General features: G+C 64.7%; 29 protein-coding genes, 1 tRNA gene and 3 pseudogenes. 27 read left to right on the top strand and 6 right to left on the bottom strand.

The features are described 5' to 3' along the window. Nucleotides 1-18 precede the first annotated feature (18 nt). Nucleotides 19-1,278 (bottom strand): nicotinate phosphoribosyltransferase, encoded by a 1,260-nt coding sequence (locus MKAN_RS05960; RefSeq protein WP_230589266.1) that lies wholly within the window; start codon nt 1,276-1,278, stop codon nt 19-21. Between the two features lie 117 nt (nt 1,279-1,395). Between MKAN_RS05960 and clpS the strand changes: the two genes are divergently transcribed. The 9 genes and pseudogenes from clpS to MKAN_RS05915 all read left to right on the top strand — a co-directional run. Then, nucleotides 1,396-1,701: an ATP-dependent Clp protease adapter ClpS gene (gene clpS / locus MKAN_RS05955; RefSeq protein WP_023366194.1), complete on the top strand. Its 306-nt coding sequence runs from the start codon at nt 1,396-1,398 to the stop codon at nt 1,699-1,701. 24 nt (nt 1,702-1,725) lie between these two features. Next, entirely contained in the window at nt 1,726-2,313 is a 588-nt protein-coding gene (gene aosR, locus MKAN_RS05950; RefSeq protein ID WP_023366192.1) for an oxidative stress transcriptional regulator AosR, read from the top strand. Nucleotides 2,314-2,329: 16 nt separating this feature from the next. Then, on the top strand, nt 2,330-3,379 hold the full coding sequence (locus MKAN_RS05945; protein ID WP_023366190.1) for a P1 family peptidase: 1,050 nt from the start codon (nt 2,330-2,332) through the stop codon (nt 3,377-3,379). Between the two features lie 34 nt (nt 3,380-3,413). Then, complete coding sequence (locus MKAN_RS05940; RefSeq protein WP_230589265.1) at nt 3,414-3,794, top strand: M67 family metallopeptidase; 381 nt, start codon at nt 3,414-3,416, stop codon at nt 3,792-3,794. A 52-nt stretch (nt 3,795-3,846) separates the two neighbouring features. Further along, nucleotides 3,847-4,119 (top strand): MoaD/ThiS family protein, encoded by a 273-nt coding sequence (locus MKAN_RS05935; RefSeq protein WP_023366186.1) that lies wholly within the window; start codon nt 3,847-3,849, stop codon nt 4,117-4,119. A 9-nt stretch (nt 4,120-4,128) separates the two neighbouring features. Then, nucleotides 4,129-5,100, top strand: a complete 972-nt coding sequence (locus MKAN_RS05930; protein ID WP_023366184.1) for a cysteine synthase — start codon at nt 4,129-4,131, stop codon at nt 5,098-5,100. Nucleotides 5,101-5,150: 50 nt separating this feature from the next. After that, entirely contained in the window at nt 5,151-5,819 is a 669-nt protein-coding gene (locus MKAN_RS05925) for a rhomboid family protein (protein WP_023366182.1), read from the top strand. After that, a complete protein-coding gene (gene murI, locus MKAN_RS05920; RefSeq protein ID WP_023366180.1) occupies nt 5,816-6,631 on the top strand; it encodes a glutamate racemase in 816 nt (271 codons plus the stop codon). Before MKAN_RS05925 ends, murI begins: the two co-directional genes overlap by 4 nt. 70 nt (nt 6,632-6,701) lie before the next feature. Beyond that, nucleotides 6,702-6,968, top strand: a pseudogene (locus tag MKAN_RS05915) (MBL fold metallo-hydrolase); the annotation flags it as partial. Nucleotides 6,969-7,010: 42 nt separating this feature from the next. On the opposite strand, the gene MKAN_RS05910 reads toward MKAN_RS05915, so the two are convergent. Continuing rightward, nucleotides 7,011-8,128, bottom strand: a protein-coding gene (locus MKAN_RS05910) for an IS3 family transposase (RefSeq protein WP_122443431.1) whose coding sequence is annotated in 2 segments (ribosomal slippage) — nt 7,011-7,861 and nt 7,861-8,128 — 1,119 coding nt in all. Because the reading frame shifts where the segments join, the coding sequence is not laid out codon by codon here. 81 nt (nt 8,129-8,209) lie between these two features. On the opposite strand from MKAN_RS05910, the pseudogene MKAN_RS05900 reads away from it, so the two are divergent. From MKAN_RS05900 to rdgB, 7 genes and pseudogenes are all read left to right on the top strand, one after another. Next, nucleotides 8,210-8,719: pseudogene (locus tag MKAN_RS05900) on the top strand (MBL fold metallo-hydrolase); the annotation flags it as partial. Nucleotides 8,720-8,751: 32 nt separating this feature from the next. Further along, nucleotides 8,752-9,198 (top strand): helix-turn-helix transcriptional regulator, encoded by a 447-nt coding sequence (locus MKAN_RS05895; RefSeq protein WP_036392870.1) that lies wholly within the window; start codon nt 8,752-8,754, stop codon nt 9,196-9,198. Between the two features lie 5 nt (nt 9,199-9,203). Continuing rightward, nucleotides 9,204-9,626 (top strand): VOC family protein, encoded by a 423-nt coding sequence (locus tag MKAN_RS05890; RefSeq protein WP_036392872.1) that lies wholly within the window; start codon nt 9,204-9,206, stop codon nt 9,624-9,626. Nucleotides 9,627-9,664: 38 nt separating this feature from the next. Further along, a pseudogene (locus tag MKAN_RS31700) lies at nt 9,665-9,834 on the top strand (DUF1801 domain-containing protein); the annotation flags it as partial. Nucleotides 9,835-10,024: 190 nt separating this feature from the next. Next, nucleotides 10,025-10,804: a ribonuclease PH gene (gene rph, locus MKAN_RS05885; protein ID WP_023366169.1), complete on the top strand. Its 780-nt coding sequence runs from the start codon at nt 10,025-10,027 to the stop codon at nt 10,802-10,804. Nucleotides 10,805-11,100: 296 nt separating this feature from the next. After that, nucleotides 11,101-11,700, top strand: a complete 600-nt coding sequence (locus tag MKAN_RS29335; protein ID WP_225722859.1) for a DUF4395 domain-containing protein — start codon at nt 11,101-11,103, stop codon at nt 11,698-11,700. A gap of 33 nt (nt 11,701-11,733) precedes the next feature. Continuing rightward, complete coding sequence (rdgB, locus tag MKAN_RS05880; RefSeq protein ID WP_225722858.1) at nt 11,734-12,336, top strand: RdgB/HAM1 family non-canonical purine NTP pyrophosphatase; 603 nt, start codon at nt 11,734-11,736, stop codon at nt 12,334-12,336. A 178-nt stretch (nt 12,337-12,514) separates the two neighbouring features. On the opposite strand, the gene MKAN_RS05875 is transcribed toward rdgB, so the two are convergent. Together MKAN_RS05875 and MKAN_RS05870 are read right to left on the bottom strand one after the other, a co-directional pair. Next, nucleotides 12,515-12,868 (bottom strand): DUF3817 domain-containing protein, encoded by a 354-nt coding sequence (locus tag MKAN_RS05875; RefSeq protein ID WP_023366165.1) that lies wholly within the window; start codon nt 12,866-12,868, stop codon nt 12,515-12,517. Beyond that, nucleotides 12,865-13,239 carry a hypothetical protein gene (locus MKAN_RS05870; RefSeq protein ID WP_023366163.1) on the bottom strand — a complete coding sequence of 125 codons (375 nt, stop codon included), beginning with the start codon at nt 13,237-13,239 and terminating at the stop codon, nt 12,865-12,867. Before MKAN_RS05870 ends, MKAN_RS05875 begins: the two co-directional genes overlap by 4 nt. Before the next feature lie 366 nt (nt 13,240-13,605). Here MKAN_RS05870 and MKAN_RS05860 point away from each other — a divergent pair. Both MKAN_RS05860 and MKAN_RS28690 read left to right on the top strand, forming a co-directional pair. Further along, nucleotides 13,606-13,689, top strand: a tRNA-Leu gene (locus tag MKAN_RS05860). A gap of 477 nt (nt 13,690-14,166) precedes the next feature. After that, entirely contained in the window at nt 14,167-14,544 is a 378-nt protein-coding gene (locus MKAN_RS28690) for a DUF4267 domain-containing protein (RefSeq protein ID WP_160937581.1), read from the top strand. Between the two features lie 135 nt (nt 14,545-14,679). Here MKAN_RS28690 and MKAN_RS05850 read toward each other — a convergent pair whose 3' ends face one another. After that, nucleotides 14,680-15,840, bottom strand: a complete 1,161-nt coding sequence (locus MKAN_RS05850) for an acyl-CoA dehydrogenase family protein (RefSeq protein ID WP_023366157.1) — start codon at nt 15,838-15,840, stop codon at nt 14,680-14,682. Between the two features lie 71 nt (nt 15,841-15,911). On the opposite strand from MKAN_RS05850, the gene fabG reads away from it, so the two are divergent. The 6 genes from fabG to MKAN_RS29330 all read left to right on the top strand — a co-directional run bounded on the left by fabG (nt 15,912) and on the right by MKAN_RS29330 (nt 21,417). Further along, on the top strand, nt 15,912-16,652 hold the full coding sequence (gene fabG / locus MKAN_RS05845) for a 3-oxoacyl-ACP reductase FabG (protein ID WP_023366155.1): 741 nt from the start codon (nt 15,912-15,914) through the stop codon (nt 16,650-16,652). Next, nucleotides 16,649-17,860 (top strand): acetyl-CoA C-acetyltransferase, encoded by a 1,212-nt coding sequence (locus tag MKAN_RS05840; protein ID WP_023366153.1) that lies wholly within the window; start codon nt 16,649-16,651, stop codon nt 17,858-17,860. The genes fabG and MKAN_RS05840 overlap by 4 nt, the downstream gene beginning before the upstream one ends. 2 nt (nt 17,861-17,862) lie before the next feature. Beyond that, nucleotides 17,863-19,074, top strand: a complete 1,212-nt coding sequence (locus MKAN_RS05835) for a CoA transferase (RefSeq protein ID WP_023366151.1) — start codon at nt 17,863-17,865, stop codon at nt 19,072-19,074. Continuing rightward, entirely contained in the window at nt 19,067-20,260 is a 1,194-nt protein-coding gene (locus tag MKAN_RS05830) for an acyl-CoA dehydrogenase family protein (protein ID WP_023366149.1), read from the top strand. The genes MKAN_RS05835 and MKAN_RS05830 overlap by 8 nt, the downstream gene beginning before the upstream one ends. 4 nt (nt 20,261-20,264) lie before the next feature. Continuing rightward, a complete protein-coding gene (locus MKAN_RS05825; RefSeq protein WP_023366148.1) occupies nt 20,265-20,972 on the top strand; it encodes a GntR family transcriptional regulator in 708 nt (235 codons plus the stop codon). 85 nt (nt 20,973-21,057) lie between these two features. After that, a complete protein-coding gene (locus MKAN_RS29330; RefSeq protein WP_080674018.1) occupies nt 21,058-21,417 on the top strand; it encodes a hypothetical protein in 360 nt (119 codons plus the stop codon). On the opposite strand, the gene MKAN_RS05815 is transcribed toward MKAN_RS29330, so the two are convergent. After that, a complete protein-coding gene (locus MKAN_RS05815) occupies nt 21,414-22,211 on the bottom strand; it encodes a TetR/AcrR family transcriptional regulator (protein WP_023366144.1) in 798 nt (265 codons plus the stop codon). The genes MKAN_RS29330 and MKAN_RS05815 overlap by 4 nt on opposite strands. 172 nt (nt 22,212-22,383) lie before the next feature. On the opposite strand from MKAN_RS05815, the gene MKAN_RS05810 reads away from it, so the two are divergent. The 3 genes from MKAN_RS05810 to MKAN_RS05800 are packed head-to-tail and all read left to right on the top strand — an operon-like array spanning nt 22,384 to nt 25,466. Further along, nucleotides 22,384-23,391 (top strand): dihydrodipicolinate synthase family protein, encoded by a 1,008-nt coding sequence (locus MKAN_RS05810; protein WP_023366142.1) that lies wholly within the window; start codon nt 22,384-22,386, stop codon nt 23,389-23,391. Nucleotides 23,392-23,424: 33 nt separating this feature from the next. Further along, nucleotides 23,425-24,252, top strand: coding sequence for an enoyl-CoA hydratase (locus MKAN_RS05805; RefSeq protein ID WP_023366140.1), 828 nt, complete (start codon nt 23,425-23,427; stop codon nt 24,250-24,252). Nucleotides 24,253-24,260: 8 nt separating this feature from the next. After that, nucleotides 24,261-25,466 (top strand): amidohydrolase family protein, encoded by a 1,206-nt coding sequence (locus MKAN_RS05800; protein WP_036392876.1) that lies wholly within the window; start codon nt 24,261-24,263, stop codon nt 25,464-25,466. Nucleotides 25,467-25,468 lie beyond the last annotated feature (2 nt).

Raw genomic sequence — 25,468 nt, 5'->3', positions numbered from 1 at the left:
TCCTTGTCAGATCCCTTGTCAGATCGTCTGCGTCGGGATGGCCGGTTCGCCGGGCGCCAATTTCAGTCCCTCCCAAGGCAAGCTGCCCAACCCGGATGCGACGAGCTTGCGTGCCGCCGCAAGCGCAGCGGTACCCGTATCGGCGACCACGTCCCCGCCGCGAACCAGCGGCGTGGTCAACAGTCGGTGCGGCTCGGTGGTGGCCGGCGGGCGCCCAGCCGGATGCACGATCTCCTCGGTGATGGTGCCGGTGGGCTTCGACAGCCGCAGGGCTTCTTTGCGGCCGCCGCGGGACTCCTTGTGGCTGCTGCGTTTTTGCACCGGGATGCCGTCGACCTCGACCAGTTTGTAGACCATGCTCGCGGTGGGTGCACCCGAACCGGTGACCAGCGACGTGCCGACGCCGTAGCTGTCGACCGGCTCGGCGCGCAGCGCGGCGATGGAGAACTCGTCGAGGTCGCCCGAGAGCATGATGCGGGTCTGGTGGGCGCCGAGTCGGTCGAGCTGATCGCGCGCTTGCCGTGCCAGCACGCCCAACTCGCCGGAGTCGATGCGGACCGCACCGAGCCCGGTACCGGCGGCCGCGACAGCATTGGCGATGCCCATCGTCACGTCATAGGTGTCCACGAGCAGCGTCGTGTCCGCGCCCAACGCCTCGACCTGCGCGCGGAATGCGGCTAACTCGGCCACTTCCGGTGGGCCGTCCCGGCGGGCGTGAAGCATGGTGAACGCGTGGGCGGCGGTGCCTTCGGTCGGTATCCCGTATCGCCGCTGGGCTTCCAGGTTGGACGAGCCCGAAAAGCCCGCGACGTACGCGGCCCGGGCGGCGGCGACGGCGGCGCGCTCATGCGTCCGGCGTGAGCCCATTTCGATCAGCGGGCGGTCTCCGGCGGCGCTGACCATCCGCGCTGCCGCCGATGCGATCGCCGTGTCGTGGTTGAAGATCGACAGCACCACCGTTTCCAGCAGCACGCATTCGGCGAAACTGCCGTGCAATGACAGAACCGGGGAACCAGGAAAGTACAGTTCGCCTTCGGCGTAGCCGTCAATATCACCGCAGAAGCGAAAATCCCGGAGGTAATCCAGGGTCTGGGTGTCGAGGAATCGGGCCAGCAACTCGCACGCGTCGTTGTCGAACCTGAACTGCGGCAACAGCTCCAGCAGTCGACCGGTTCCGGCCACCACCCCGTACCTCCGGCCGGGGGGAAGCCGGCGGGCGAAGACTTCCCACGTGGTCCGGCGATTGGCTGTGCCGTCGCGCAGCGCGGCCGCCAGCATGGTCAGCTCGTACTTGTCGGTCAGGAGCCCAGCGGAGGCCGAGTCATTCACCCCGCAACCGTATCGGTTGGCGTCGGGGTCTCGGTATCCACCGCAGTGGCTCGCTATCCTATGGCTATGGTTGCTGCATCAGCGCCCGCCAAGCCCGGATCGACCGGGCAACGCGAATCCGCGCCGGTCGATGTGACGGCCAGTCCGTGGGTGACCGTCGTCTGGGACGATCCGGTCAACTTGATGAGCTATGTGACGTATGTGTTCCAGAAGTTGTTCGGCTACAGCGAGCCGCATGCCACCAAGCTGATGCTGCAGGTGCACAACGAGGGAAAGGCAGTGGTCTCGGCCGGTAGCCGGGAGGCCATGGAGGTCGACGTGTCCAAACTGCACGCCGCCGGATTGTGGGCGACGATGCAGCAGGACCGGTGAGCTTCGAGGGTATCCGGATCCAGCGTGCGCAAATGGAAGCGCGTCGAAACCCGCAACGGCCCCCGTTTTCGATCCGCCTTGGCTCCCCACGAGGCAGCCCTGCTCAAGAATCTGGTCGGCGCGATGGTCGGGCTGTTCGATGAACGCGAATCGACTACTCCGACAGACGAACTCGAAGAGATTACCGGCATAAAGACCGGCCACTCCGATCGTCCGGGTGACCCGACGCTGCGTCGGCTGCTGCCGGATTTCTACAAGCTGGATCCGGGCGACCCGATGACCCTCGATGCCTCCGAGACGCTCAACGCCGCCCTTCGCAGTTTGCATGAGCCGGCCATCATCGACGCCAAACGCGGTGCGGCACAGCAGTTGCTGCAGACGGTCCCGGAAAACGGCGGTCGGTTCGAGCTGACCGAGTCCGATGCCAACGCCTGGGTTGCCGCCGTCAACGACTTGCGGCTGACTCTTGGAGTGCTGCTCAACGTCGGCCCGCAGGGGCCTGAGCGGCTGCCGGCTGACCATCCCATGGCGGCGCATTACGACGTCTACCAATGGCTGACAGTTCTGCAGGAGTACCTCGTCCTGGTGCTGATGGGTAAACCCGCCGGATGACCGCGACGGCAGCCGGATGAACGCCATCACCGACGTCGGCGGTATCCGCGTCGGCCACTACCAGCGGCTTGATCCCGATGCGTCCCTCGGTGCCGGCTGGGCGTGCGGCGTCACCGTTGTGCTGCCGCCACCCGGAACGGTCGCTGCGGTCGATTGCCGCGGAGGTGCGCCCGGAACCCGCGAGACCGACCTGCTGGATCCGGTCAACAGTGTCCGCTTCGTGGACGCGGTGCTGCTCGCCGGCGGCAGCGCCTATGGCCTGGCCGCCGCCGACGGTGTCATGCGCTGGCTCGAGGAACATCAACGCGGTGTCACTGTCGGTATGGGGGGCGCCGGGGTGGTGCCCATTGTCCCGGCCGCGGTGATCTTCGACCTGCCGGTCGGGGGCTGGAATTGCCGGCCGGGAGCTGACTTCGGCTATCTGGCCTGTGACGCCGCGGGGACCGATGTCGCCACCGGGACCGTGGGCGCGGGCGTGGGCGCACGCGCCGGCCTCCTGAAGGGCGGCGTCGGCACAGCGTCCATCACGCTGCCGTCCGGCGTGACCGTCGGCGCGGTCGTCGTGGTGAACTCGGTGGGCAACGTCGTCGATCCGGCGACCGGCCTGCCGTGGATGGCGGAGCTGATCGACGAGTTCGAGCTGACCAAACCACCCGCCGAGCAGGCCGAGGCGTTAGCACAGCTGCCGACGGAGGCGAGCCCCATGAACACCACCATTGGGGTGGTCGCGACGGACGCGGTGCTGAGTCCGGCGGCGTGCCGGCGCGTCGCGATCGCGGCTCACGACGGGCTGGCCCGCTCGATCCGGCCGGCCCACACGCCGCTGGACGGCGATACCGTCTTCGCGCTGGCCACCGGTGCGGTCGAGGTGCCGCCGGACCCCGGGTTACCCGCGGCTCTCTCACCGGAGACGGGGCTGGTCAGCGCGGTGGGAGCGGCCGCCGGCGATTGCCTGGCCCGAGCGGTCTTGGCTGGTGTCATCGCCGCCGCGCCCGTGGCCGGAATACCGAGCTACCGCGCCATGTTGCCCGGAGCATTCGGAACGCGTGCGGAAGGGAACGGCTGAGGTGCTGGTGATTCGTGCCGACCTGGTCGATGCGATGCTCGCGCATGCGCGCCGCGATCACCCAGACGAAGCCTGTGGGCTGCTGGCGGGGCCGGAGGGTTCCGACCGTCCCCAGCGCCATATCCCGATGACCAATGCGGAGCGCTCGCCGACGTTCTACCGTTTCGATTCCGGCGAGCAACTCCAGGTGTGGCGATCCATGGAAAGCGCGAACGAAGTGCCGGTCGTCATCTATCACTCGCATACGGCGACCGAGGCTTACCCGAGCCGCACGGATGTCAGCCTGGCCGCGGAACCCGAGGCGCATTATGTGCTGGTGTCCACCCGTGATGCCGAGCGTTGTGAGCTACGTAGCTATCGCATCGTCGCCGGTGCCGTCACCGAAGAGCCTGTCCATATCGTCGAGCAGTACTGAGCATCTGTGAAAATCCCGGAAAAGTGCCCGGAAAAATGCGAGGAAGGCCTGCATGAGCGTCACGGTGTCCATCCCGACCGTCCTGCGACCCCACACCGGCGGCCAGAAGCGCGTCTTTGCGACCGGCGACACGCTCGGCGCGGTTATCAACGACCTCGAGGCCAATTACGCGGGCATCTCCGAGCGGCTGATCGATAACGGCAAGCTGCACCGCTTTGTGAACGTCTACGTCAACGACGAGGATGTGCGCTTCTCCGGTGGTCTGGACACCGTGCTGTCCGACGGCGACTCGGTCACCATCCTGCCCGCCGTGGCGGGCGGGTAAGCGGAGCGCATGGCGCGTTACGACTCGCTATTACAGGCCCTGGGCAACACCCCGCTGGTGGGTCTGCGGCAGCTGTCCCCACGATGGGTAGACGAGGCCGACGCAGCGCACGTGCGGTTGTGGGCCAAGCTCGAGGACCGCAATCCGACCGGATCGATCAAAGACCGGCCGGCGCTGCGGATGATCGAACAGGCCGAACAAGACGGGCGGTTGTCGCCCGGCGCCACCATCATCGAGCCCACCAGCGGCAACACCGGTATCTCGCTGGCAATGGCGGCCCGGTTGAAGGGCTACCGGCTGATATGCGTGCTGCCCGAGAACACCTCGGTGGAACGGCGTCAGCTGCTGGAGCTGTACGGCGCGAGAATCATTTTTTCGCCGGCCGAGGGGGGATCCAATGCAGCGGTGGCCGCGGCCAAAGAGCTTGCCGCCGCCAACCCGTCGTGGGTGATGCTGTACCAGTACGGCAATCCGGCCAACACGGACGCGCATTACCGCGGCACCGGTCCCGAGTTGCTGGATGACCTACCCGAGATCACCCATTTCGTCGCCGGCCTGGGCACTGCCGGCACGCTGATGGGTACCGGCCGGTTTCTGCGCGAGCGGGTTCCCGGCATCCACATCGTGGCCGCCGAGCCACGCTACGGCGAGGGGGTGTACGCGCTGCGCAACATCGACGAGGGCTTTGTTCCCGAACTGTATGACCCTGAGGTGCTGACCGCGCGGTATTCGGTGGGCGCGCACGACGCGGTGCGCCGTACCCGTGAACTGGCGGCGGCCGAGGGCATCTTCGCGGGTATCTCGACGGGCGCGGTGCTGCACGCCGCACTGGGAATCGCGGCAAATGTCGTCCAGTCGGGTAATCGCGCGGACATTGCCTTGGTGGTTGCCGACGCAGGGTGGAAGTATCTGTCGACCGGCGCCTACGGCGGTAGCCTTGCTGATGCCGAGAACGCTCTGGAAGGGCAGCTGTGGGCATGACCCGCGCCGGCGACGATGCCGAGCGATAGCGATGAGGAGGAGCGGCGCCAATGACCGCCTATCCGCGAACACCCGCGAAGCAGCCGGAAAGGCGACCGCGCTGGATCGTCGGCGGGGCGACCATCCTCACGTTCGTCGGGCTGCTGTATCTCGTTGAACTGATCGACCAGCTGTCGCGGCATTCGCTGGACGTCAACGGCATCCGCCCGCTGAAAACCGACGGGTTGTGGGGCATTGTTTTCGCGCCGCTGCTGCATGCCAACTGGGCACACCTGATGGCCAACACCATTCCCTTGCTGGTTTTGGGATTCCTGATGACGCTGGCCGGATTGTCGCGGTTCGTCTGGGCGACGGTGATCGTGTGGATCCTGGGCGGCTTCGGCACCTGGCTCATCGGAAATGTGGGCAGCACCTGCGGTCCGACCGACCACATCGGAGCGTCCGGGCTTATCTTCGGCTGGCTGACCTTTCTGTTGGTGTTCGGCCTTTTCGTGCGCAAGGTCTGGGACATCGTCATCGGTTTGGTGGTCTTGTTCTTCTATGGTGGCGTCCTGCTGGGAGCCCTTCCGCGACTGGGCATGTGCGGCGGGGTGTCATGGCAGGGACATCTGTGCGGTGCGCTTGCCGGCGTGGTGGCGGCATACCTCTTGTCGGTACCGGAGCGTAAAGCCCGCGCCCTGAAGAAGGCCGGCAACCGGCAGTTGCGTCCGAAGACATGAGCTCGCCGTTGGCGCCCGTCGGAATCTTCGACTCCGGCGTCGGCGGACTGACCGTCGCGCGGGCCATCATCGACCAACTGCCCGACGAAGACATCATCTACGTCGGTGACACCGGCAACGGCCCCTACGGTCCACTGACCATCCCGGAGATCCGCGCACACGCGTTGGCGATCGGCGACGACTTGGTTGACCGGGGTGTCAAGGTTTTGGTGATCGCCTGCAACTCGGCGTCCGCGGCCTGCTTGCGAGACGCGCGGGAGCGATACGACGTGCCCGTCGTCGAGGTGATCCTGCCGGCCGTCCGCCGCGCGGTTGCTGCCACCCGCAACGGCCGCATCGGGGTGATCGGCACTCGCGCGACCATCACCTCCCACGCCTACCAAGACGCGTTCGCCGCCGCGCGCGACACCGAGATCACCGCGGTGGCCTGTCCGCGGTTCGTGGATTTCGTCGAGCGTGGGGTCACCAGTGGCCGTCAGGTGCTGGGGCTGGCGGAGGGTTACCTGGAGCCGTTGCAGCGTGCCGGGGTGGACACTCTGGTGCTCGGTTGTACGCACTACCCGCTGCTGTCCGGACTCATTCAACTGGCCATGGGAGACCACGTCACGCTGGTCTCGAGCGCCGAGGAGACCGCCAAAGAAGTTCTCCGGGTGCTGACCCAGAGCGACCTGCTGCGCCCGCACGATGCGCCGCCGGCTACCCGGGTGTTCGAAGCCACCGGCGACCCGGAAGCGTTCACCCGGCTGGCGGCGCGATTCCTCGGGCCGGCGATTACCGGCGTGGAAGCCGTTCATCATCCGCCTGTCAAATAGCGTCACGCGAGATTCTGCTCACCTATTGCGGCAATGTTTTTCTCATCGCGGTAATGGGCATGGCACAGTAGTGTCCGTGCGAATAACCGTGCTCGGATGCTCCGGCAGCGTCGTGGGTCCGGATTCGGCCGCGTCGGGTTATCTGCTCCGGGCTCCGGACACCCCGCCGATGGTCATCGACTTCGGTGGCGGTGTGCTCGGCGCACTACAGCGACACTTGGATCCCGGGTCGGTGCATGTGCTGTTGTCGCATCTGCACGCGGACCACTGTCTGGATATGCCTGGGTTATTCGTATGGCGCCGTTATCACCCGACGCCTCCCAAGGGCAAGGCGTTGTGACCGGACCCCGTGAACTGGTCCACGGCGAACGAGAGTCGTTCATTGGTGGGTGCAGGTGGCAGCGTAGTGGGCGGGGGCTTGGTAGCCCAAGGCAGAGTGCCGCCGGTGATGGTTGTAGTCATGTTTCCAGTCGCTGATGACCACGCGGGCCTGGGCTAGAGACCAGAAGCTGTTGATGTTGAGGCATTCGTCGCGGATGCGGGAGTTAAATGATTCGACGTAGCCGTTTCGCCAAGGTTCACCGGGCGGGATAAAGTGCAGCCCGACGTGACCGTCGGCCCAGTCTGCCATTGCCGCACAGGCTAATTCGGGTCCGTTGTCACATCTGAGCACGTTCGGATAGGTACCGCGTTGAGCGGCGATGCGGTCAAGTTCGTCGATGAGGTCCTCGCCGGTGATGCTGCGGTCTACCTTGTCGCCGAGACATTCGCGGGTGTGCTCGTCGATGATCGAGACGATCTTGAACGGGCGCCCATCGGTAGTGGAATCGAACTGAAAGTCCACGGCCCAGACCCGGTTGGGGGCATCGGCGCATACCTCGGGCCGGGCGGTGGAGCTACCGCGTCGTTTACGGCGCCGCCGCTGCGGCACGCGCAAGCCTTCCTCACGCCAGAGCCGTTGCACCTTCTTGTGATTGACTTGCCAACCTTCAGCGCGGGCATCGTGATAAGCGGGCCGAAACCCACGCCGCGGATGGTCTTTGGCGTAGCGGCGCAGCCAGGCCCGCAAGCCGGCATCGGGGTCCTGGGCAGTCTCGGCGGCGGGTTCGTGGCGTTGGGTGGCCCGATGCTGCCCGGTCACGCGGCAGGCGAACCGTTCGCTGACCCCCAGCACACGCTGGAGGTGACGAACGGCTGCCCGCCGACGCTCCGGGCCTAGAAGTTTCCCCGCGCGATCTCCTTGAGTGCAGCCTTCTCTAACTCGGCATCTGCCAAGAGCCGCTTCAGCGTTGCGTTCTCGCGCTCGAGGTCCTTCAGGCGCTTGGCATCCTCGGCCTTCAAACCACCGAACTGATTGCGCCATCGGTGATACGTCGCCTCCGACACACCCAGCTCGCGGCACACTGCCGCTGTGTCCTTGCCCTCGGACAACAGCCGATCCGCCAGCGTCAGCTTGCGCACGATCTGCTCGGGGCTATGCCGCTTCCTTGTTGCCATGATCTTGTTGAGCCTTCCTGCCCACAGCGTGGGCTGCAAGACTCTCATAAGCCATGGACCAACCGATCGGGGTCAGGCCAGTTGTTATACGGCCCGAGCGATACCTGGTCGCGCCTGGGGGCAGCGTCATCGCCCTACGGCGGCGAGATCGACGATTGCTCGGACATCTTCGACGTCCACCACTGGGTGGACGGCGAGCCGGTGACGTTCGGCACGGTTACCGTGGTGCCCCGGATCGTTGCTCACCCGACCGAGTCCTACGGCATGCGTTTTACCGATTCCACCGGCGCCTCATTGGCCTACAGCGGCGACACCGGCATCTGTGACCAGCTCGTCGAGTTGGCTCGCGGCGTTGACGTCTTTCTGTGCGAGGCCTCCTGGACACACTCCCCGGATCGTCCGCCGGACTTACATCTGTCCGGCACCGAAGCGGGAAGGGCCGCGAGGCGGGCCGGCGTCCGCGAGCTCCTGCTGACCCACATTCCGCCATGGACATCGCGCGAGGACGTCATCAGTGAGGCCAAGGCCGAGTTCGACGGACCCGTACACGCGGTGGTGTGCGGCGAGACTTTCGAAGTCCGGCGGGCCTGAAGTTCGCTGGCGAAGGCGGTGGTTCGGCGCAGATGAGCACACCGGCCCAGGATCAGCGCTTACGCGACCTCAAGCTGCTGCGGCGCGCTCGGGACAGGATGGACCGCGAGTATGCACAGCCGCTGAACGTCGACGCGCTCGCCCGAAGCGTGAATATGTCCGCCGGGCACTTCAGCCGCCAGTTCAAGCTGGCCTATGGCGAATCGCCGTATTCGTATCTCATGACGCGGCGAATCGAGCGCGCGATGGCGCTCTTGCGTCGCGGCGACCTTAGCGTCACCGAGGTTTGCTTCACCGTCGGTTGCTCATCGCTGGGCACCTTCAGCACTCGCTTTACCGAGCTGGTCGGCATGCCACCCAGCCTTTATCGAGAGCGGACAGCAGGCGCCGCGAAGGCCATTCCGGCGTGCCTGGAGAAGCAGGTGACCCGACCGATCAGGAATCGAGAAGCCTCGGTTACCGAGCTGCACCTAGCGTGAGCGTCATGGACATCACCATTCATTCGAGCTTCCTTCCGCACGAGGACCCAGAGGAATCGCTCGCCTTTTATCGCGACGTTCTCGGCTTCGAGGTCCGCCTCGACGTCGGCAAGGGCAAGATGCGCTGGGTCACGGTCGGTCCTCCCCATCAGCCTGACACCTCCATCGTCTTGTACCCGCCGAACGCCACCCCCGGCATCACCGACGAGGAGCGCCGCACCATTGCCGAGATGATGGCCAAAGGCAGCTACGGCACCCTGCTCTTGGCAACCAAAGATCTCGATGCCACCTTTGAGCGGCTGCAGACCTGCCTGCACGACGGCCAAGGCGAGGTGATTCAGGCGCCGACGGATCAGCCGTACGGGGTTCGAGACTGCGCACTGCGTGATCCCGCCGGCAACCTGATCCGCATTCAGGAGTTGAGCTGAACCCATGAGCGACACGACGCAGAACATCGACACGCGGGATAGCTGAGCTGGCCGACTGGCGGGGCGACACGCTCGCGCGGATCCGCAAGCTCATCAAGCAGGCCGACATCCGGACGTCATCGAGGAATGGAAGTGGCGCGGCGTTCCCGTCTGGCCACTCGACGGAACGATCTGCACCGGTGAGACCTATACGGCTCAGGTGAAGGTGGTTGAACGTCGTGTGCGGCCGCGCACTGGGACGGACCGCCGCTATGCCGATCTGCGAGGCGTCGGTCTGCCCGAGTGGGCGGATCTGGCTTCGAGGGTGTACACACGGCAGCCGACCGCTTGAACCCGAGGCACGTCGCGACACCGTGGACGCACACTCGATGAGGACGGTGCCCGCTAGGGTTGGCGTCGTGTCCAAACGAGAAGACGGCCGCCTCGACGACGAGCTTCGTCCGGTGGTCATCACCCGCGGGTTCACCGAAAACCCTGCAGGCTCGGTGCTGATTGAATTCGGTCGCACCAAGGTCCTGTGTACCGCCAGCGTTACCGAGGGGGTTCCACGCTGGCGCAAGGGATCTGGTGTGGGATGGCTCACTGCCGAGTACGCAATGCTGCCGTCGGCTACCCATACTCGCTCCGACCGCGAATCGGTCAAGGGGCGAGTCGGTGGCCGCACCCAGGAAATCAGTCGACTGGTCGGTCGGTCGCTGCGGGCGTGCATCGACTTGGCGGCCTTGGGGGAGAACACCATTGCGGTCGACTGCGATGTGTTGCAAGCCGATGGCGGTACCCGCACGGCGGCCATCACGGGTGCCTATGTGGCGCTGGCGGACGCCGTCACCTACCTGGCGGCGGCCGGCAAACTGTCTGATCCCCGGCCGTTGTCGTGCGCCATCGCCGCGATCAGTGTGGGGGTGGTCGACGGCCGGATCCGGGTTGACCTGCCGTACGAGGAGGATTCCCGAGCCGAGGTCGATATGAATGTCGTCGCCACCGACACCGGGACTCTGGTGGAGATCCAGGGCACCGGCGAGGGCGCGACGTTCCCGCGATCGACGCTGGACAAGCTGCTCGACATGGCGCTGGGCGCTTGCGACAAATTGTTCGCCGCCCAGCGGGAGGCGTTGGCGCTGCCGTATCCAGGTGTCCTGCCCGAAGGACCGCCAGCGCCGAAAGCGTTCGGAAGCTGACCAAGATAATCCACCAATCGGAACACTCAAGCCTCAATGGCCCGGGTGTTCCTTCCGAGTGCTCCTAATGAGGCCGGTCAACTTCACAAACGGCACGTCGTTCAACGCCGTTCATGAAGACTATGTCTTTGCTCCCGGTCACCGGCAGTGCGGCGCCGCTCGGCTTGGTCGGTCGTAGCGTTTGGCATTGTCGTCGACTCAATTGTGGCTGGCCAGAGGCGCACACAATACCGTTATGATAAGCTTCTCGACGTCCAATTGAGCTTTGCCAAAACCAATTGTTTTAGGATTAATTGATGGCCAGCCGGCAAGTCCCACTTGAACATGCTTTTCTCAACCACCCGTGGTGGGCAATGGGACAGATGACGAATGCGCATGCGGAACCGCGCATCAACGAGACGGCGACCCGCGCAAGAGCGGGTTTGCTAAACATTATCTCTGCAATCACGATCGCATTATTGCTGATGCGTCCGGAAACCGATCCGGTGATCATTGTTGGTCCGCTCGTGCTTTTTGATATGTTGGCTGCGGCGGCTACCGGATTAACTCCATTCAGCCCCACCGGCATTCTGGGCACCGCGTTGACAATGGGAATTCGTCCGGTGTGGAAACCAACTCGCCCGAAACGGTTTGCATGGTTACTCGGTGGCAGTTTAGCCGCGATATGTCTTGCCATGCGCCTGTTCGGCGCGTCGCCCGTGGCGATGGCGGCTGTTGTTGCAGTCTGTTTTGTCCTGACGTGGTTGGAGGCCACGCTGGGATTTTGTGTGGGCTGTTACATGCACAAATTGATTTGGGGTTGTCAAGACTGCGAAGTCCCTTATGTCAGGGAAATAGCACCGCGACCAGCACTAAACCAGGAAAGTCCAGCAATCAACCTGGAAAGTCGCGCGTAGGCCCCGGGCCGGGACGACTATGTTTCGGATTGATTGGTGACCAAGCTGCTGGTTGCCAGCCGCAACCCCAAGAAGCTGGCCGAACTGCGCAGGGTGTTGGACGGTGGCGGATTGTCAGGGGTGACATTGGTGTCGCTGGATGACGTCGCGTCATTCAACGAGACACCAGAAACAGGTGCGACATTCGAGGACAACGCGCTGGCCAAGGCGCGCGACGCGTTCGCCGCGACCGGTCTGGCCAGCGTCGCTGACGACTCCGGTTTGGAGGTGGCGGCGCTCAACGGCATGCCCGGGGTGCTGTCGGCCCGGTGGTCCGGCGTCCACGGCGATGACGCGGCCAACACCGCCCTGCTACTGGCCCAGTTGCGCGATGTACCCGACGAGCGGCGCGGTGCGGCATTCGTCTCGGCCTGCGCATTGGTCTCGGCGTCCGGCGAAGTCGTGGTGCGTGGCCAGTGGCCTGGCACGATCGCGCGGGAGCCACGCGGTGACGGCGGGTTCGGCTACGACCCCGTCTTCATTCCCGACGGCTATCAGCGGACCGCGGCGCAGCTGAGCCCCGAGGAGAAGGATGCGATGTCGCATCGGGGCCGCGCGCTGAGGCTGCTGTTGCCGGAGTTGGTAGCCCTCGCCTAGCGACCCTTGGTCGCTAGGACCATGAGACTTGTCTTGAGTGCCGCAAAGTACGCCGAGACCACCGTCCCGCTATCTCAGATGCCCACTACTTCTGGGCAACCTCAACCGGCTCGCCCAGAACGAATGTTAAGGAGGTGACTGGCACAGCCGGTACTCCGCTGAGCGCGGGCACCGCCATCTAGAGGTTGTAACGCGACTTGACGTCCCTGGTTTGGAAATGTTCGACGATGATGCCCAGTAGCGGGATGGTACCGGCGAGCAGGACACCGACTGTCTTGCCGATCGGCCAGCGAACTTTCACGGCGAGATTGAAAGCGGCCAACACATAGACGAAGTAAACCCAACCGTGCACGATCTCGATCCAGCGGATCTCGTGGTGGAAGACCAGGTGGGAGATCAGTTCATAACACAGGGCGATGAGCCAGATACCCGTTGTCCACGCCATCACGCGATAGCCGAGCAGCGCGGTGCGGATCTTTTCCGCGGGAAAGATAGTGCTCCGCTGCGTTTCGGGTGTCTCAGGCGTTGTCATGCGCTGTTCCTGTTCTGCCTCTCGGCATCGTGCTTAGCGAGTTCGGCCAAGTATGCGTTGTACTCCTGTAGGGCAGGATCGTCGGAGGGCTGTGGCGCGGGCTTGGGCCGTTCGGGCAATAGTCCGGCTGGTATCTCGGTCATCGCGTTTGGCGGCTCTGGCGGTACCTCTTCATAGCGAACGAACTTGCGGTACGCGTAGATGCAGAACCAGGCGAACATCGGCCACTGCAACGCGTATCCCAGATTCTGGAAGGTGCCAGACACCGACTGGAACCTGGTCCACTGCCACCAGCCCAAGGCCAGACAGCCGCACGCGGCGCTGATCGCCAGGGCGATCAGCGCGGGCCTGCGACGGTGCGTAGTCGACACTCTTAGACGGTACCGCGACCATGCGTCATGACTTGGGTCCGACGAACTCGTCGAGACGCGCGACCGCGCAACAATGAATGTCTTGCGGTACACGGCGATGATGTAATGGCTCGACCGCGTCCAGGGGACCCACGTCGTCGAGTGCCCCGGTGAACAAGTCCAGCTTGTTTTCGGATCTGTTCGAGAAGTGGCAGCGAACGCTTCGCGTTCCGCGATCGTTGGCGACCACCCCGGCACCCGTCGCTGGCGATCAATCCGCGAACAACTCCGCGGATCGCAGTTGGCTCCTTTCGGCGTGCTGACCCCAGGTAGGAGAGACCACTGACCGACTCGCCTGGCGCGCCGGACGGTACGATCGGCAGCGCTGCGGGCGTGGCGGAATTGGCATACGCGATGGTTTTAGGTGCCATTGCTCGAGAGAGCTTGAGGGTTCGAGTCCCTCCGCCCGCACCCCTTGCGATTGTGTGTTGGTCGACGATCGCTGCCCCCGGGTGGTGAGGTGCAGCCGGGAGACAGGCGATTTCCCGCTATGCCGTGATGTGACGCCTCCGCGACTGAAAAGAGTATTCGGCTAGCGCCCGGTCGGCGGCTTGGGTCTGGCCGGCGACAAGCCCGATACCGAGCTCTTAACTTGCTTGAATCCGCGGCTCAGCTCAGCAATCGAACAACCTGACCGGGTGACTATCACCGAGCACTATCGAACTACGGCGTCAGCGGCTGTTCACCGCGAAAGCTGTTGGGCAATTGCCGGCTGCGAATGCCAGCGGCCGTGCTGAATGCCCCTGCACCGGGATTTCCCTATTGCCACGCCGGCCGACGCGACGACCACATCGTGCCGAGGATGCTGCGCCAGGGTTATCCGCGGCAATCCGCGGCGTCCTGGCCGGCACGCGTCTCATCTGAAAGCGCATGATCTATGTTCATGAAATGGCGACTTATTCCACTGCACGTATTGCGCTTGGCGCAACCCGCGCTGCCGTCGGTCTCGGCAGCTGGCTCGCCCCGGACCTGACGGCGCGACTCTTCGGCATTGATCCCGTGACCGCAAATCGCTTCCTGACAAGACTTTTCGGTGCTCGAGAACTCGCCCTGGCGGTGGCGTTGCTCGCGGCCCCGAGCGGTGCGGTTCGGGCGGTCGCGGTGGCGGGCGCGGCGATCGACACGGTCGACGTAATCGCAGGATTTGATGAGGGCCGACGCGGAAACCTCAGCACACAGGCGATTCTGTTGGGCGCAGGCGGCGCACTGGTTTTCGCCGCACTAGGGTCTTCCGTGGCATGCGAGAGCGGTTCGGACGACGGCTGAGCGACGCGGCATTGCCCCACGCTCAACTGCGCGGCGAATCGGGGCGATAGTAGATGGTGCCGCGCAGTCGTTGGGCTACCGTCAGCAGGGCGGTCTGACGATCCGCGATCTGGCTGACGCCGTACGGCGCCGAGTTCAGCGCTGCGCCGCTCGCACCAGGTTCGACCCGACGATCAGCCGCTGAATCTCGCTGGTGCCCTCGTACAATCGCAGCAGCCGAACATCGCGGTAGATGCGTTCCACCGGGACGCCACGCATGTAGCCACTGCCACCATGAATCTGCACCGCGAGATCGGCTACCTTGCCGGCCATTTCGGTGCAGAAGAGCTTCGCCGCCGACGGGGCGATGCGGCGGTCCTCTCCTGACACCCACAGCCGCGCGGCATCGCGAACCAGCGCGCGTCCGGCCAGCACGCCGGTCTGCTGATCGGCCAGCATCGCCTGCACCAACTGAAAATTCCCGATCGGCGTGCCACCCTGCGTTGCGGTGGTGGCATAGGCCACGGATTCGTCGAGTGCCCGCTGAGCCGTGCCGACCGCGATCGCGGCGATATGCACCCGGCCGCGTGCCAACGACGTCAGGGCCGCTCGATAGCCGATGTCCTCGGTGCCGCCGATCAGCGCCTCGGCGCCGACCCGGACGTCGTTGAAGTTGACGTCGGCGGTCCAGGCCCCTTCCTGGCCCATCTTGGCGTCCTTGGCACCGACTTCAACTCCTGCCGTGTCCGCGGGAACCAGGAAGACCGCGATACCGGCGCCCTGCTCGTCGGCCGGCCTGGTCCGCGCGAAAACCACGAACAAACCGGCGACCGGTGCATTGGTGATGAAGCGCTTCTGCCCGGATATCACCCAATTGCCGCTGTCCCGAACGGCTTTGGTGCGTAATCCGGCTGGATTCGACCCGGCGCCGGGTTCGGTCAGTGCGAACGAGGCGACGACGTCGCCGGAGGCTATCGGCCCCAGCCAGCGGGCTTTCTGCTCGTCGGTGCCGAAGCCGACCAGTACCTGCCCCGCGATGCCGTTGTTGGTGCCGAACATCGACCGCAACGCCAACGAGGTGTAGCCCAATTCCATGGCAAGTTCGACGTCCTGCGGCAGGTCGAGGCCAAGCCCGCCCCACTCTTGCGGAATCGCATAGCCGAACAATCCCATCTTCTTGGCATGCTCACGCAGGTCGTCCGGCACCCGATCGTTGTCCAGGATCTCCTGCTCACGAGGGATCACGGCGGTGCGGACGAAGTGACGGGTCTGGGCCAGGATCTGCTGAAAGTCCTCGTCGTTGACTGTCACGGGCATCGCGTCATCATATATGAAATATTATATTTGAACGAGCGCCCGGCTGCGGGCGGGACAGTAAGGAATAGTCGATGTCATTGCTTAACGGTCAGACGGCGGTGATCACCGGTGGAGCCCAGGGACTGGGCTTGGCCATTGCCGAGCGATTCGTCGCCGAGGGCGCGCGCGTAGTTCTCGGTGACGTGAATCTCGAGGCGACCCAAGCCGCGGCCCGGAAGCTGGGCGGCGACGGAGTCGCGGCGGCCGTGCAGTGCGACGTAACCAAAGCCGACGAGGTCGAAACGTTAATCCGCACGGCCGTAGAGCGTTTCGGCGGCCTCGACATCATGGTCAACAACGCCGGCATCACCCGCGACGCGACGATGCGTAACATGACCGAGGAGCAGTTCGACCAGGTCATCAACGTACATCTGAAGGGTACGTGGAACGGCACCCGGCTGGCGGCGGCCATCATGCGCGAAAACAAGCGGGGCGCAATCGTGAACATGTCGTCGGTGTCGGGCAAGGTCGGGATGGTGGGCCAGACAAACTACTCTGCGGCCAAAGCCGGAATCGTGGGAATGACCAAGGCCGCCGCCAAAGAGCTCGCCCACGTGGGTGTTCGAGTCAACGCTATCGCCCCGGGATTGATTCGGTCGGCGATGACAGAAGCCATGCCGCAACGTATTTGGGACCAAAAGCTGGCCGAGGTCCCGATGGGCCGGGCGGGCGAGCCCAGCGAAGTCGCTGGTGTCGCGTTGTTTTTGGCCTCCGACCTGTCGTCGTACATCACCGGAACCGTCCTGGACGTCACCGGCGGGCGATTCATATGAGCGACGCCTTCATCTGCGAGCCGGTCCGCACGCCGATTGGCCGCTACGGCGGAATGTTCAAGTCACTGAGCGCCGTTGACCTCGGCGTCGCCGCGCTCAACGGACTGATGGACCGCACCGGCTTGCCGCCCGAGGCGGTGCAGGACGTGATTCTGGGGCACTGCTATCCCAGCAGCGAGGCACCGGCCATCGGCCGCGTGGTCGCGCTGGATGCCGGCCTGCCGGTCACGGTTCCCGGGATGCAGGTCGACCGCCGCTGCGGCTCGGGTCTGCAGGCCGTGATCCACGCCTGCCTGCAGGTGAGCAATGGCGACAACGACCTCGTCATCGCCGGCGGCTGCGAAAGCATGAGCAATGTCGCGTTCTATTCCACCGATATGCGCTGGGGTGGTGCCCGCGGTGGCATCCGGGTGCACGACGGCCTGGCCCGTGGCCGCACCACGGCCGGGGGCCGGCATCATCCGGTGGCCGGCGGAATGCTGGAGACCGCCGAAAATCTGCGCCGCCGGTACGGCATTTCGCGGCTGGAGCAAGATGAACTCGCGGTGACGTCGCATCGGCGTGCGGTCACCGCGCAACAGGACGGCTTCCTGGCCGCGGAGATCATTCCGGTCGCAGTGCCCACCCGCCACGGCGAGCAGTTGATCGGCACCGACGAACATCCCCGCGCCGACACGACGCTTGAGTCGCTGGGCAAGCTCAAACCCGTTCTGCTGAACCAAGATCCGCAGGCCACGGTGACAGCCGGCAACGCCAGCGGCCAAAACGATGCGGCATCGATGTGCGTGGTCACCACGCCGGCCAAAGCCGCCGAGTACGGCTTGAGGCCGTTGGTCCGTTTGGTGTCCTGGGGGCTGGCGGGGGTGGCTCCCGACATCATGGGCATCGGCCCGGTGCCCGCGACCGAGGCCGCACTCGCCAAGGCGGGCCTGCGGCTGGCCGACATCGATCTCATCGAACTCAACGAAGCGTTCGCCGCGCAGGCGCTTGCGGTGATGCGGGAGTGGAACTTCGGTGCCGTCGACCGGGAACGCACCAACGTGCACGGCTCCGGCATCTCGTTGGGTCATCCCGTCGGCGCGACCGGCGGCAGGATGCTGGCCACCTTGGCACGTGAACTGGATCGGCGCCAGGCGCGCTACGGCCTGCAAACCATGTGCATCGGCGGGGGTCAGGGGCTGGCCGCCGTCTTTGAACGGGTCGCATAGACATGCAAGGTCCCGCGTTGCCGTTGAGCGGCATCAGCATTGTCGAGGTTTCCAGCTTCGTGGCCGCACCGCTGTGCGGCATGACGCTCAGCCAGCTTGGTGCGCAGGTGATCCGCGTCGATCCGATCGGCGGCGCCGCCGACGTGCAGCGCTGGCCGCTCGCTGCAACCGGAACGTCGATCTACTGGACAGGTCTGAACAAGGGGAAGCGTTCGGTGACCGTGGATCTGCGGTCGGCGGAAGGACAGCAGCTGGTGCAGCGGCTGGTCGTCGAGGGCGACGGCATCGTCGTGACCAACGCCGGCTTTCCCTGGCTGAGCCACGAGCTGCTGGCCGCCAGGCGCTCCGATGTCATTCATCTCCAGCTGCTCGGGCGGGGCGACGGGTCAACCGCTGTCGACTACACCGTCAACGCGGCCACCGGCTTCCCGCTGGTCACCGGTCCGGTCGGCCATGCCGGCCCGGTCAACCATGTGCTGCCGGCCTGGGACGTCTGTTGCGGTGTGTATGCCGCGCTCGCCGTCGTCGCTGCGGTGTGCCGCCGTGACCAAACGCGGATGGGGGCTCGGGTCAGTCTGGCACTGGAAGACGTTGCGCTGGCGACGGCGGGAAACCTGGGGCTGTTGACCGAGCCACAGGTCAATGGGACGCAACGGCCGCGGCTGGGTAATGCCGTCTACGGCCAGTACGGCCAGGACTTCAGCAGCTGCGACGGGGTCGGGTTCATGGTTGTCACGTTGACCGGACGGCACTTTCGCGATCTGGTCGACGTGACCGGCACCGGGACGGCGGTGTCGGCACTGGCCGAGGCGCTGGGCGTGGACTTCGCCGCCGAAGGCGACCGGTACCGCTACCGCGATGTCCTCACGGGCCTTTTCGCGACCTGGTTCGCCGACCACACCGCGGACGAGATCACTGCGGCACTGTCGGGTACCAGCGTGCTCTTCGAACGCTACCGCAGCTTCGCGCAGGTCGCTGCGAGCTCGAAAGTGACTGCCAATCCCTTGTTTTCCGTGCTGCATCAGCCGGGGGTCGGCGAATATCTGGCTCCGGGCCTGCCGGCCGCGTTCGACGGCGCCCACCCGGCCAGCGCGTCTGCACCGGCACTAGGGCAGGACACCGCGGCGGTGCTCACCGAGCGCCTCGGACTGACGGCCGCCGATATCGCGCGGTTGTCGAGCGCTCAGACGATAGGAACAACGGCGCATGACTAGACTTGCCCAGACCCTCGGGCTGACCGAGTTGCAAACCGAAATCATCAGCGCCGTAAGGAAATTCGTCGACAAAGACATCATCCCCAACGCGCCGGAGCTGGAGCGCGCCGACACCTATCCGCAGGCAATCGTCGACCAGATGCGCGCCCTGGGTTTGTTCGGTCTGATGATCTCCGAAGAATACGGCGGGCTGGGGGAGTCCCTGCTGACTTACGCGTTGTGTGTCGAAGAGCTGGCCCGGGGCTGGATGAGTGTCTCCGGTGTGCTCAACACCCACTTCATCGTGGCTTACATGCTGCGCCAGCATGGCACCGACGAGCAGCAGCAGCGCTTCCTGCCACGCATGGCCACCGGCGAGTGCCGCGGCGCGTTCTCGATGTCCGAGCCGGAACTGGGCTCCGACGTCGCCGCGATCCGCACCCGGGCCCGCCGCGATCCCGGTGGCGACTACCTCATCGATGGCCAGAAGATGTGGCTGACCAACGGCGCCAGTTCGACGCTGGTGGCGGTGCTGGTGCGCACCGACGAAGGCGCAGCCAAGCCGCACCGCAACCTGACCGCGTTCCTCATCGAAAAGCCAACGGGTTTCGGTGAAGTAGCTCCGGGCCTGATGATCCCCGGCAAGATCGACAAACTGGGCTACAAGGGCATCGATACCACCGAACTCATCTTCGACGGCTATCGGGCACCCGCCGACGACATCCTCGGCCGCGTCCCGGGGCAGGGCTTCTTCCAGATGATGGACGGCATCGAAGTCGGCCGGGTGAACGTTGCGGCGCGAGCCTGTGGTGTGGCCATTCGGGCCTTCGAGCTGGCGGTGCGGTACGCGCAGCAGCGCCACACATTCGGCAAGCCGATCGCTGAGCACCAGGCCATCGCCTTCCAGCTGGCCGAGATGGCGACCAAGGTCGAAGCGGCACACCTGATGATGGTCAATGCGGCGCGGCTGAAAGACTCGGGTGAGCGCAACGACGTCGCCGCCGGAATGGCGAAATATCTTGCCAGCGAATACTGTTCGGAAGTTACCCAGCAAAGCTTCCGCATCCACGGCGGTTACGGATACTCGACGGCCTACGAGATCGAGCGGTTGATGCGCGATGCGCCGTTCCTGCTGATCGGCGAGGGTACCAGCGAAATACAGAAGTCCATCATCAGTAAGCGGCTGCTCGACGAGTATCGGATGTGAAGCGATGACTGTCCCGGATTTCGCTGCGCGACCCCAGCTTTCCGACGATGTGGCGAATTTTGTCCGCAAGAGGATTTACGAAGGCAGCTACGCCGCTGGCAACTACATTCGCCTCGATCAGCTGGCCGCGGAATTGGGAATCAGCGTGACACCGGTGCGTGAGGCGTTATTCGCTTTGCGCGCCGAAGGATTGGTCGCCCAGCAGCCGCGCCGCGGGTTCGTGGTGTTGCCGGTGACCAAACGCGACCTCGCCGACGTCGCCAACGTGCAGGCGCATGTGGGCGGCGAGCTGGCGGCGAGGGCCGCGATCAGCATCAGCGACCAGCAGTTGCGTGGCCTCAGGCAAATCCAGGCGCAGCTCGAGGAGGCTTACGCCGCCGACGACGACGAGCGGACGGTCCAGCTCAACCATGAGTTTCACCGAGCCATCAATATTGCGGCCGACTCGCCGAAGCTGGCGCAATTGATGTCTCAGATCACCCGTTACGCACCCGAATCGGTGTTTCCCAGCATCGAGCATTGGCCGGCACGGGCGATCAAGCATCATCGGCGGATACTGTCCGCCCTGGCGAAGCACGACGACAAGCTGGCCCGCGCTGCCATGGCCGACCATCTTGCCGCCAGCGCAATCCCGTTGATTGACCATCTGATTGCGCGTGGAGTGGTGGCGGAAGGCGGAGCGCTCGGCACATCGCGGCCGGGCCGAAGCTAGGGCGGTTAGGCCTAGCAATTCGGCGCTATCCGGTGTTGGCTGGGTATAGGCTGCCGCTAGGCCGAGCCAGATTGAAGAGGACGACATGCCCGATGCATCTCGACCGTCAGCCGCGTTGGTTGCCTGCGTAGCGGCGATATCGCTTGCGTCACCGGCACGTGCCGAACCGGGCGACCAGATCCCCGGCGATGGGGTTTTTCTGGTGGGGACTGACATTGCACCAGGTACTTACCGCACCGAGGGACCGTCGAATCCCCTTATCCTGGTGTTCGGTCGGGTGTCCGAACTCTCAACCTGCTCGTGGTTGATGCACAGCACACCCGCGGCCAGCGCCGACGACATTGTGAATTCGAATACCTCGATGGGTCCGATGTATGTGACGATCCCGGCAACCGTGGCAGCTTTCGAGACGAGAAACTGCAAACTTTGGATGCGGGTCTCCTAGCCTCGATCCGTGGACGGCCCGGCCCTGGTCCGTTTTCGCGGAGCCGACGACTTGGCCGTTTTACGTTGCGGTGACGGCGGTTTGGCTGCTTTCGGCCGTTCCTCGATCAACCGGCCGGCGTGGTCGAGGATGCAGTTGAGGCCGTATTCGAAGTTGGCCTCATCAGGGGTCGCGATGCGGTGTCCCTTCCCGGTGACCCGGGCGATCAACGGTGTGGTTTGCGGGTCGATCTCCATGGCGTCTTCGAGGGCGCGTGGCCCGCTGTCCGCGGACTGGTGCTTCTCGTTGAGTCGATGTAGCACCACCGACCCGCGGACGTGAAGCGAGACCGCGGCGTATGTGTCGAAGGCGTCCTCGGGAGACAAACCTGCCTGCACCAGATTCGCGATGGCCCGCTCCATCTCCTGGGCGCCAAGCCTGGCGGCCCTGGGACTGAGCGCCGACCGGATAAGGATCAGATCGCACAGTATCGGGTTGCCCATGAAGGTCTTCCGCATCAGGCGGGCATGATTGCGTAAGGTCTCACGCCAGTCGTCGGCCTCCACGTAGGGGGTGGCAAAGACGTACTTGCTCAAGGCGCGATCGGTCATCGCGTTAAGCAGATCGTCCTTCTTGCGGAAGTACCAGTAGATGCTGGTGACGCCTACTCCGAGGTGTTTGCCGAGCAGCGGCATACTCAGGTTGTCGATGGACACCTGTTCTGCCAGTTCGAATGCGCCGGTGATGATGTCGTCTGGATTGATGGACCCGCGCTCGCGCCGCTGACGTTTGTCGGCGGTTGCCTGCTTTGCCACTACGCGGCTACCTCCATCGAAGATCTGTGTTGCGTACGCGGTCCTGGTTGTGCCGCCGTTCCGCCTGACCCGGCACCGCTTCAGGCGTCTTTACGTCTGCTACTGTAATACCTATCGTAGGCTTTTTGGTATAAGCGGCTGGGCGGGGCGAGCATGACCGGGCTGAGGCAGCGTGGCAACGGCCGGTGAGGCGCGTGCCTGGGCACGGGGTGCGTTGCGGGGCATCGGCGACTCGCTCTATACGCCGTTTTGCGGGAACGACGGGGACGACATCGACTGGGACGCTTACCGGACGCTGGTCCGCTATTGCGTCGGTGATCTCGGACATCCGATGCTGTGGTGCACCAGCGGAATCGGGGAGTTCTGGTCGCTGACCATCGACGAGCGCAAGCGCTTGCTCGAGGTTGCGATCGACGAAGGGCGCCGCGTAAATCCCGACGTCGTCATCCAGGCCTGCACATCATCCATGACGGCCAAGGACTGCCTGGAGTTGACGCTGCACGCCCAGGCGGCGGGCGCCGACATCGCCTATCTCCAGACACCGATGATGGAGACCCACGGTGGCGACGGAGTGCTGAGATTCTTCAAATATATTGCGGCACACACGGATATCGCGCTAGGCATGTTCAATTCCCCGTCCTCCGGTTATGTGTTGACGCCGGCCGAAAGTGCGCGCATCTACCACGAAGTGCCCGCGGTATGTGCCACCAAGGAAGGCGCCTTCCGCCCGCAAGCCAGTCGGGTGCTCCATGAACTCGCCCCCGGACTGGTGCTCTGGGAATGCGACAAGACTATCTACCGCGCCGGATGGCTGCGCGCCGGGATCGTCTGCCCGGGACAGCTGGGCACGGCCGGCTATCTGATGGAGACGCCGCAACTGCCGCTGCTGTCCGAATACTGGGATTTGGTGTTGGGGGACAAGCTCATCGAGGCGATGGACTATGGACGTGATTCCGGTCTTGACCAGTTCGATGTGGACCTCGGTTCATGGTGGACCTGCTATCCGGGCAGACCTGACTACTTCACCCACTGGGGCGGTGCGTTCAAATACGCGGCGTCGGTGCTGGGCCTGCCGATCGGGTCCTATCCGCATTCACGGCCGCCCCAGGCCGAGTTGCCGCCCGAGGCCAAGACCCAAATCGCCGCTGCCTACCGGCGGCTGGGGCTCATCGATGCCTAACTGCTGCGCCGCGGTGGGGTCGAGGAGACACCGATGAGCAACGATGCTGACGACGCGGTGCTCTACGACGCAACCCCTGGCGGGGTAGCGATCCTCACCTTTAACCGCCCCGATCGTCTCAACGCCTGGGGTCCCGACATTGCCGCGGGGTTCTATGCGGGGCTCGACCGCGCCGAACAGGATCCGGAGATCCGGGTGATCGTGCTGACCGGCCGTGGCCGGGGCTTCTGTGCCGGCGCCTATCTGGGCTCGCCGGATTCGGCGGCGGGATACGGCGCCACCATGGCGACAGCACGTCAGACGGATCTGGCCGATTTGGTCGGTGAACGCCCACCTCATTTCGTGACGACGCTTCGCAAGCCGGTGATCGCCGCGATCAACGGTCCCTGCGCGGGCATCGGGCTGACGCAGGCGCTGATGTGCGACGTTCGGTTTGCCGCCGCGGGGGCGAAGTTCGCCGCCGTATTCGCCCGGCGCGGGCTGATCGCCGAGTTCGGGATCTCCTGGATACTTCCGCGCTTGACAAGCTGGGCGGTCGCACTGGACCTGTTGTTGAGCGGCCGAACGTTTTTGGCCGAGGAGGCTGCAGAGTTGGGTTTGGTCAAGGAAGTCGTCGCGGCCGAGGATTTGATGAAGCGCGCTCTCGAGTATGCGGAGGACATCGCCCGCAACTGCTCGCCTGCGTCGATGGCGGTGATCAAGCGCCAAGTCTATGGTGACGCCACTGGCGATGTCCTCGAAGCCACCGCCCGTGCCGAAGTTCTGCTGCGCGAGGCGATGCCTAGGCCGGACGTTGTCGAAGGAATCGTGAGCTTCCTGCAGAAGCGCGTGCCGCGGTTTCCTTCGCTCACATCGGAATAAGGATGATCATGGGGCACTTGAATTACCTGGCGATCGACGTCGACAACCACTACTACGAACCTCTGGATGCGTTCACCCGCCATCTGGACAAGCGGTTCCGCCGGCGTGGTGTGCAGATGTTCAGCGACGGCCGGCACACCCAGGCGATCATCGGCGACCGCGTCAACCGATTCATCCCCAATCCGACCTTCGACCCGATCATCGTGCCGGGCTGCCTGGACGTGCTGTTCCGCGGCGAGATTCCCGCGGGTGTGGACCCGGCGTCGCTGATGAAGGTCGAGAAGCTGGAATTGCGGCCGGAGTACCAGCACCGGGACGTACGCGTCGCCGTGCTCGAAAGCCAAGGCATCGAAACGATTCTGGTGTTCCCGACCTTCGGCTGCGGAGTCGAGGAAGCGCTCCGGGGTGACATCGAGGCGACGATGGCATCCCTGCATGCGTTCAACCTGTGGCTCGACGAGGATTGGGGTTTCGACCGCCCGGACCATCGCGTCCTTGCCGCGCCGATGATCTCGTTGGCCGACCCCGAAGAAGCGGTCAGAGAAATCGATTTCGTGCTCGCACGCGGTGCACGACTGGTGCATGTGCGTCCGGCGCCGGTTCCCGGTATTCCGAAGAACCGCTCGCTTGGCCACCGCTCGCACGACCCGGCCTGGGCGCGGCTGGCCGAAGCCGGCGTGCCGGTGGCGTTCCACCTGGGCGACAGCGGCTACCTGAAAATCGCTGCGATGTGGGGCGGAAAGGAAACCTTCGAGCCGTTCGCGGCACCGCCCGACCCGCTGGACAAGATACTCGTCGACGATCGTGCCATCCATGACACCATGGCTTCGCTGATCGTCCACGGGGTTTTCGATCGTCATCCCGAACTCCGGGTGGCCAGCATCGAGAACGGTTCGGAATGGGTGCATCGGCTTGCGAAGCGGCTCAAGAAGTTGGCTAACCAGCATCCGCGCTCGTTCCCCAATGATCCCGTCGATACGTTGCGCGAGCACGTGTGGGTGTCACCGTACTACGAGGAAGATCTCGAGTTGCTGGCCGACAAGATCGGCGTCGATCGCATTCTGTTCGGCTCGGACTGGCCCCACGGCGAAGGTCTGGAGTCACCCCTGTCGTTCACCGGGGAACTTGCCGCGTTCAGCGAAGCCGACACCCGAAAGATCATGCGCGACAACGCGTTGGCCTTCCTCGGCATCACGGTGTCTGCGGCGACCTAGGA

It is taken from the genome of Mycobacterium kansasii ATCC 12478, from assembly GCF_000157895.3.
In the GTDB taxonomy this organism is placed as follows: domain Bacteria; phylum Actinomycetota; class Actinomycetes; order Mycobacteriales; family Mycobacteriaceae; genus Mycobacterium; species Mycobacterium kansasii.
Note: the sequence above shows the minus strand (reverse complement) of the source record. Positions and strands in the feature narration are given on the sequence as shown.

Excerpts from the sequence above, each read along its gene's own strand:
- MKAN_RS05960 (WP_230589266.1), bottom strand. The coding sequence starts at position 1,278 with ATGCTGGCGGCCGCGCTGCGCGACGGCACAGCCAATCGCCGGACCACG.
- clpS (WP_023366194.1), top strand. The coding sequence starts at position 1,396 with ATGGTTGCTGCATCAGCGCCCGCCAAGCCCGGATCGACCGGGCAACGC.
- MKAN_RS05945 (WP_023366190.1), top strand. The coding sequence starts at position 2,330 with ATGAACGCCATCACCGACGTCGGCGGTATCCGCGTCGGCCACTACCAG.
- MKAN_RS05940 (WP_230589265.1), top strand. The coding sequence starts at position 3,414 with ATGCTCGCGCATGCGCGCCGCGATCACCCAGACGAAGCCTGTGGGCTG.
- MKAN_RS05935 (WP_023366186.1), top strand. The coding sequence starts at position 3,847 with ATGAGCGTCACGGTGTCCATCCCGACCGTCCTGCGACCCCACACCGGC.
- MKAN_RS05930 (WP_023366184.1), top strand. The coding sequence starts at position 4,129 with ATGGCGCGTTACGACTCGCTATTACAGGCCCTGGGCAACACCCCGCTG.
- MKAN_RS05925 (WP_023366182.1), top strand. The coding sequence starts at position 5,151 with ATGACCGCCTATCCGCGAACACCCGCGAAGCAGCCGGAAAGGCGACCG.
- murI (WP_023366180.1), top strand. The coding sequence starts at position 5,816 with ATGAGCTCGCCGTTGGCGCCCGTCGGAATCTTCGACTCCGGCGTCGGC.
- MKAN_RS05895 (WP_036392870.1), top strand. The coding sequence starts at position 8,752 with ATGAGCACACCGGCCCAGGATCAGCGCTTACGCGACCTCAAGCTGCTG.
- MKAN_RS05890 (WP_036392872.1), top strand. The coding sequence starts at position 9,204 with ATGGACATCACCATTCATTCGAGCTTCCTTCCGCACGAGGACCCAGAG.
- MKAN_RS29335 (WP_225722859.1), top strand. The coding sequence starts at position 11,101 with ATGGCCAGCCGGCAAGTCCCACTTGAACATGCTTTTCTCAACCACCCG.
- MKAN_RS05875 (WP_023366165.1), bottom strand. The coding sequence starts at position 12,868 with ATGACAACGCCTGAGACACCCGAAACGCAGCGGAGCACTATCTTTCCC.
- MKAN_RS28690 (WP_160937581.1), top strand. The coding sequence starts at position 14,167 with ATGGCGACTTATTCCACTGCACGTATTGCGCTTGGCGCAACCCGCGCT.
- MKAN_RS05850 (WP_023366157.1), bottom strand. The coding sequence starts at position 15,840 with ATGCCCGTGACAGTCAACGACGAGGACTTTCAGCAGATCCTGGCCCAG.
- fabG (WP_023366155.1), top strand. The coding sequence starts at position 15,912 with ATGTCATTGCTTAACGGTCAGACGGCGGTGATCACCGGTGGAGCCCAG.
- MKAN_RS05840 (WP_023366153.1), top strand. The coding sequence starts at position 16,649 with ATGAGCGACGCCTTCATCTGCGAGCCGGTCCGCACGCCGATTGGCCGC.
- MKAN_RS05835 (WP_023366151.1), top strand. The coding sequence starts at position 17,863 with ATGCAAGGTCCCGCGTTGCCGTTGAGCGGCATCAGCATTGTCGAGGTT.
- MKAN_RS05830 (WP_023366149.1), top strand. The coding sequence starts at position 19,067 with ATGACTAGACTTGCCCAGACCCTCGGGCTGACCGAGTTGCAAACCGAA.
- MKAN_RS05825 (WP_023366148.1), top strand. The coding sequence starts at position 20,265 with ATGACTGTCCCGGATTTCGCTGCGCGACCCCAGCTTTCCGACGATGTG.
- MKAN_RS29330 (WP_080674018.1), top strand. The coding sequence starts at position 21,058 with ATGCCCGATGCATCTCGACCGTCAGCCGCGTTGGTTGCCTGCGTAGCG.
- MKAN_RS05805 (WP_023366140.1), top strand. The coding sequence starts at position 23,425 with ATGAGCAACGATGCTGACGACGCGGTGCTCTACGACGCAACCCCTGGC.
- MKAN_RS05800 (WP_036392876.1), top strand. The coding sequence starts at position 24,261 with ATGGGGCACTTGAATTACCTGGCGATCGACGTCGACAACCACTACTAC.